The organism is Spirosoma migulaei (genome assembly GCF_054776855.1).
This window is the reverse complement of record NZ_BAAHBG010000063.1, coordinates 1-1,049: the sequence shown is the minus strand read 5'-3', so window position 1 is coordinate 1,049 and position 1,049 is coordinate 1. Positions and strand designations below refer to the sequence as shown.

Here is a 1,049-nt window from a genome sequence, read left to right as displayed (position 1 = left end):
CTGCCATGACTGTTTTAAGGCATTCTGAGTCAACTTTGCTTTCAAGGCAAAATGATTCAGCCGACTCAAGACTTTGAGCGCTTCCAACTTGACAAAAGCGACCATTGATAGGAACAGGTGATTGCTCTGAGTGCGTACCCGATGAGCCGGGGAGTTGGCATAGCCCGTGTTTGACTTAATCGACTTGTAGAACTCCGCTCCGGCGGCCCGGTTCGATCCGCCACCGCAGTCCATACGTGCTTTGTATCTGAGCAGCATCGGTCGTGAGGTCATTGGTCAGCAGATAGAGTGTCCCCCGTGAGCCGTCTTTGTTATCAAAAACGAGTCTGGTCAGCAACAAGGCGGTTTCTACGCCTGCCAGCCAGACACGGTGTTGTGTTGTCTCCTCCCAGCCTAACTCACTCATCGACCGATGCCGCCCCTGCTGATTATCGGCTTCACAAAGGGCTACTTGTCGATTGGTTTTTAGCGCAAAAATAAACTGCTTTTGTTTGTCAATCAGATAGTTGATGTTTTCCACGGAACCATACCAACTGTCGGCCAAGACGTACTTAAACGGGAATTGATTGGCGATTGGCTGCCGAATTAAGTCCCGAAAAAGTTGTTGCTTGGTCTGCTCACTGACCCGTTTAGGCCCTTTCTTGGCTTGAATGGTTTTAGTCTTTCTCACTAAATGAAAGCCAACAGGCAAGCTTGTATCCTGACTGTGATAGAGCGCCGTGAGTTGATTAATGCCTTTGACCGAACGGCCTTGAGTATGGTCAAAGTGGTAGCTGATCAACTCATTGGTTTGGCTGTAGGGTTTTTCTTCGACGGTATCATCCAGTAGTAAGAGTCCATCCGGGTGGGCCATTTGTTGTACAAAGGGCTTAACAACTTGCCAGAGTTGAGCCGACCCATAATCAGCCCCGCTTAGGCTACGAGTTAACCGGTCATGGCTGAGCTGCTGTTCTAAAAGAGCGGCTAATCGGGTGGCAGTGGCCTGTCCCTGATTGACCACCAGATAGTCCGAGTATAAATCTTGTTCCAGCGTCAGCCCTTTCATAGTG

1 pseudogene is annotated in these 1,049 nt (G+C 49.6%); it reads right to left on the bottom strand.

Annotation, left to right across the window (positions count from 1 at the left end):
• Positions 1-1,045: pseudogene (locus ACYVGO_RS38785) on the bottom strand (IS701 family transposase); the annotation flags it as partial.
• Positions 1,046-1,049: the final 4 nt, after the last annotated feature.